This window comes from Klenkia sp. PcliD-1-E (assembly GCF_024124375.1).
Classification (GTDB): domain Bacteria; phylum Actinomycetota; class Actinomycetes; order Mycobacteriales; family Geodermatophilaceae; genus Klenkia.
In genome coordinates, this window is sequence record NZ_JAMXRZ010000183.1 from 1 (window position 1) to 5,236 (window position 5,236).

General features: G+C 75.8%; 4 protein-coding genes. 1 reads left to right on the top strand and 3 read right to left on the bottom strand.

The window, feature by feature from the left end; genetic code table 11:
• Positions 1–98: 98 nt before the first annotated feature.
• From NH342_RS21755 to NH342_RS21765, 3 genes are all read right to left on the bottom strand, one after another.
• Positions 99–2,180, bottom strand: coding sequence for a glycosyltransferase family 39 protein (locus NH342_RS21755; RefSeq protein WP_253018249.1), 2,082 nt, complete (start codon positions 2,178–2,180; stop codon positions 99–101).
• Complete coding sequence (locus NH342_RS24405; protein ID WP_253018250.1) at positions 2,177–3,424, bottom strand: glycosyltransferase; 1,248 nt, start codon at positions 3,422–3,424, stop codon at positions 2,177–2,179. The genes NH342_RS21755 and NH342_RS24405 overlap by 4 nt, the downstream gene beginning before the upstream one ends.
• 124 nt (positions 3,425–3,548) lie before the next feature.
• The gene (locus NH342_RS21765; protein ID WP_253018251.1) at positions 3,549–3,935 is read right to left on the bottom strand and encodes an FAD-dependent oxidoreductase; all 387 of its coding nucleotides are present in this window, start codon (positions 3,933–3,935) and stop codon (positions 3,549–3,551) included.
• 264 nt (positions 3,936–4,199) lie between these two features.
• Between NH342_RS21765 and NH342_RS21770 the strand changes: the two genes are divergently transcribed.
• Positions 4,200–5,236: iron-containing alcohol dehydrogenase (locus NH342_RS21770; RefSeq protein ID WP_253018252.1), on the top strand; the 1,037-nt coding region annotated here is incomplete at its 3' end.

Sequence of the window (5,236 nt, forward strand, 5' to 3'; positions counted from 1 at the left end):
GACGGCGCGCTGGACCGGGCGGGCGGGGGGACGCGGCGGCACCGGACCAGTGTCCCGGGCCGCCGCCGGTCCGGCGTGCGCGGCCCCGCGCGCCGGCGTCACGCCTGCGGCTGGGTGAGGTCGTAGAGGGTGACGCCGTCGACCGTGGTCGAGGTGAACGTGGCCTCCACCCAGGCGGTGATCTCCGACGAGGTCGACGACCCGCTCCCGCCCGTGCCGCCGCCCCCGCCTCCGGCGATGAACCAGTGGATCTCGCCGTCGGCGACGTACTGCTGGAACTGCGCCAGCGTCGGCGACGGGTCGCTGCCGTTGAACCCGCCGATCGCCATGACCGGCTCCTCGGTGGCCAGCTGGTAGCCGGCCGCGCTCTGCGACCCCACCGCGGCGGCGACCCAGGTGTAGGACGAGGCGTCCTCCGACAGCGCGGCGACCACCTCCGTGCCGGGGTCGGCGGCGTCGAGCAGCCCGCTCATGCCGCCTGCACCCGTGCCGCCGCGCGTGCCGTCACCCATCGCTGCGCCGGTGCCGCCCTGGCCGGTCGGGGCCGTGCCCGTCGGTGCCTGGCCGGTCGGGGTCTGGCCGGTCGGGGCCTGGCCGCCGGGACCGCCCTGTCCCCCGCCCTGGCCCCCGCCGGGGCCACCCTGGCCGGCACCGCCGGGGAACCCGCCGCCGCCGGGGCCGGAATGACCGCTCACCGTCGGGCCCGCGGTGACGATCGAGCCGGTGTGCGCCGTCCCGGCCGTCTGCGCGGCGTAGGCCGCCGGACCACCGAGGGACGCCAGCACCCCCAGCGTCACGACCCCGGCCACGACCGCTCGGCCGGCGCGGTGCACGACCAGCAACCCGGCCGCTGCCAGCAGGGCGGCGACCAGCACCACCGGCGCCAGCCACGGCAAGAAATCCGCCGACCGGCCCAGCAGCACCCAGGCCCACACCCCGGTCCCGGCGACGGTGGCCGCGAGCACGGCCCGGGCCCACAGGGACCCCCGCCGCGACCACACCAGCGACCCGCCGATCCCGACGGTCGCAGCGACGGCCGGCGCGAGGGCGACGGTGTAGTAGGCGTGGAAGATCCCGGCCATGAAGGAGAAGGTCAGCCCGGTGACCAGCAGCCAGCCCACCCACACCAGCAGCGCCGACCGGCGGACGTCGGTGCGGCGGGCCCGGCCGACCACCACGAGCCCCGCGACGGCGAGGACCAACGCAGCGGGCAGCAGCCAGGCGATCTGACCACCCTGCTCGGCCTCGAACAGCCGGCCCAGCCCGGTCGAGCCCCAGCCGCCGCCCCCTCCCCCGCCGACCGAGCCGGTCTCGTCGCCGGTGAGCCGGCCCAGGCCGTTGTAGCCCCAGATCAGCTCCCACACCGAGTTGGTCTGCGACCCGCCGATGTAGGGCCGGTACTCCGACGGCACCAGCTCGACGACGGCGACCCACCACCCACCGGCGACGACCATCGCCAGCCCGGCGAGCAGCAGGTCGACCAACCGCTTGCGGAACGTCGTCGGGGCGCAGACCAGCCAGACCAGCGCGAAGCCGGGGACGACGAGGAAGGCCTGCAGCGTCTTGGTCAGGAACGCGAACCCGAGCAGCACGCCGACCCCCACCAGGGTCGCCCGCCGGGCGGACTGCAGCGCCCGGGTCAGCAGGTAGGCGGCCAGGGTGAGCAGCAGGACCAGCAGCGCGTCGGGGTTGTCGAACCGGAACATCAGCACGGCGACCGGCGTCAGCGCCATCACCAGACCGGCCAGCAGGCCCGCGCCGGCGCCCGCGACCCGGCGCACCGCCAGGTAGACGACCCCGACCGTGGCCACGCCCATCAGCGCCTGCGGCACCAGCAGCGACCAGGAGTCCAGCCCGAACAGCCGGACCGAGATCTCCATGACCCACAGCGACGCCGGGGGCTTGTCGACGGTGATGGAGTTCGCCGCGTCGGAGGACCCGTAGAAGAACGCCTCCCAGCTCTGCGAGCCGGCCTGCACCGCGGCGGCGTAGAAGGCGTTGGCCCAGCCGGAGGCGGCCAGGTCCCACAGGTACAGCACGCCGGTGGCGGCCAGCAGGCCCAGCAGCGACGGCCGCACCCAGCGGGGGTCGCCGTCCGGGCCGCGCAGCAGGTGGGACCGCCTCGACGAGGTGGTCTCAAGGGTGGGCGCGACGGACGGCGGCGCCTCGGCGGTGGTCATCGGGTGGACTCCAGTTCGGGGTGGACGGCGGGGACGGGGGTGGCGGCGGCCGGGGTGCGGAACACCCAGTGCCGCAGGAGCAGGAAGCGCAGGACGGTGGCGGCCGCGTTGGCCGCGACCAGGACGGCGACCTCGACCGCGGTGCCGGGGTCGGTGGTGGTCGCGTGCAGCACGCCGAGGGCACCGCTGGTCAGTGCGAGGCCGAGGGCGAACACGAGCAGGCCCTGCCCCTGCGCCACCACCGCCCCGGCCCGGCCCGTGCGGCCGAAGGTGAACCGCCGGTTCGCCGCGGTGTTCGCGACCGCGGTGACCAGCAGCGCCACCACGTTCGCGGCCTGCGCCTCCACCCCGGTGCGCAGCAGCGCGAACAGCGCGAGGTAGGCGAGGGTGGAGACCGCGCCGATGGCGGCGAAGCGGACGAGTTGGCCGACCAGTCCGGTGGGGACGCCGTCCAGCGGCGGTTCGACGAGGGGCCCGCGGCCGATCTGGGCGCGCAGGTTGGCCACCGGGAGGCGGCCGGTGGTGAAGGCGCGCCACATGCGGACGATGCCGGCGAGGTCGGCGCCGGCGGTGGAGACGATGTGCACGCGGCTGTCGGGGTCGTCGACCCAGTCCACGGGGACCTCGGCGATGCGCAGTCCGGCGCGCTCGGCCAGGACGAGCAGTTCGGTGTCGAAGAACCAGCCGGTGTCCTCCACCAGGGGCAGCAGGCGGGCGGCGACGTCGGCGCTGATGGCCTTGAAGCCGCACTGGGCGTCGGAGACGTGGGTGGCCAGGGTGCCGCGCAGCAGGAGGTTGTAGCTGCGGGAGATGAACTCCCGCTTGGCGCCGCGCACGACGCGGGAGGAGCCGGCCAGGCGGGTGCCGATGGCCAGGTCGGAGTGGCCGCTGATCAGCGGTGCGACCAGCGGGAGGAGGGCGTTGAGGTCGGTGGACAGGTCGACGTCCATGTAGACCAGGACGGCGGCGTCGCTGGCGGCCCAGGCGCGGTTGAGCGCCCGGCCGCGGCCGGGTCGGGTCTCCACGCGGACGACGACGCCGGGCAGCTCGGCCGCCAGTGCCTGGGCGATGGCCACGGTGTCGTCGGTGCTGGCGTTCTCGGCGATGGTGATGCGGTAGCTGAAGGGCAGGGTGCGCAGGTGGGCGTCCAGGCGGCGCACGCACTGCTCGAGGTCGGCCTCCTCGTCGTGCACAGGGACGACGACGTCGAGGACCGGGCGGGTCGGGTCGGCGGGGAGGGTCACGAGGACACCGTCGGGCCGGCGACTGTCGCCTCAGCAGGCCGACGCTGTGCGGCGGCTGAGCACAGGCCACCCGCAGCGGACGCACAGCGGGACGTCGAGCAGCCGCGGGCCTCCGCGGCCCGGGTCAGGCGGCTGCGGGGCGGAGCGCGGCCCGGGTGGGGTCGGACAGGCCGATCGGGTGCGGGGTCCTGCCGTGCTGGGCGAGGTCGGCCAGGACCTCCCCCATCACCGGGACGAACGTGGAGCCGTGGCCGCTGAACCCGCAGCCGATCGACACCTGCTCGTGCTCGGGGTGGACGCCGACGACGACGTGCTCGTCGGGGGTGATCGTGGACAGGCACGTCCTGGCCTGCACGACCGGCCGGCCCAGGTGCGGGAACAGCTGCCGGGCGCGGGCCCGGACGGCGTCGTTCTCCTCCTCGCGGACCACCCGGTCCACGGCGTCGGGGTCGGTGGGCGTGCCCACGCGGAGAAACCCCAGCTCGAAGCCACCCGCCGGCCCGTCGGTCATCGGGAAGCCGTCGATCTGCTCGTTGCCGTGGGTCTATTCGATGCAGACCGGGTGCCGCTCCCGGTCCCACCCCGGAAGCGGGACGGCGACCGTGTCGGGGCTGAACTCCTCCCGCGAGCGGATCTCCCCGCCGCACCTTCCCACCCCACCCGCGTGCGCACCCCGGCACCGTCGGCGGTGGGCACCGGGGATGTGGCGTGCACCACCACGAGGCGTGCCGGACGGGCTAGCCTCGGGTGCCGCCGTCCCGAGGAGGGCCCGCCCGTGACCGCCGTCCTGAGCACCCCGCCACGCCCCCCGGCCCCCGCGTCGGCCAGCGGCCCGTTCAGCAAGTACCTGGTGCCGGAGGTCGTCTTCGGCTGGGGTGCGCTGTCCGAGGCCGGCCACGCCGCCCGCCGGCTGGGCGCCCGCCGGCCGTTCGTGGTCACCGACGAGGGGGTGGCCGCCGCCGGCTGGTGGCACGAGCTGGCCGGCCACCTGACCGCGGCCGGGCTGACCGGCACGGTCTGGCAGGACATGACGCCGAACCCCAAGGACCACGAGGTGGCGGCCGGGGCCCGGGCCTACGCCGAGAGCGGCTGCGACGTCGTCGTCGGCCTCGGCGGCGGGTCGGTCATCGACGCGGCCAAGGCCATCGCCGTGGTGGCCAGCAACGGCGGCGCGATCCTGGACTACGAGGGCGTGGACCGGGTCGGCGTCGCGCTGCCGCCCACGGTCATGTGCCCCACCACGGCCGGCACCGGCGCCGACGTCTCCCAGTTCGCCGTCATCACCGACACCGGACGGCGGGTCAAGGCCACCCTCATCGGTCGCGCCCTGGTCCCCGACATCTCGGTCACCGACCCGCGGCTGCTGACCACCATGCCCGACGAGCTGGCCGCCGCGACCGGCCTGGACGCCCTGACCCACGCGGTCGAGGCCTACGTGTCCCGGGCGCACGGCCCGCTGTCGGACGCCCACGCCCTGCACGCGGTGCAGCTGATCGCGGCCAACCTGCGGCGCACGCTGACCTACCCGGACGACGAGGCCGCCCGCACCGCGATGGCCCAGGCCAGCCTGGAGGCCGGGCTGGCCTTCACCAACGCCATCCTCGGCGCCACGCACGCGATGAGCCACCAGGTCGGCGGGCTGCTGGACCTGCCGCACGGCGTGCTCAACGGGGTGCTGCTCCCGCACGTCATGCGGTTCAACGCCCAGCACTCCGCCGAGCGCTTCGTGCCCGTGGCCGCGGCCCTCGGCGTCGACACCGCCCGGCTGTCGGCCGCGGCGGCCGCCGACGCCGCCGCGGACGCGGTGGCCGC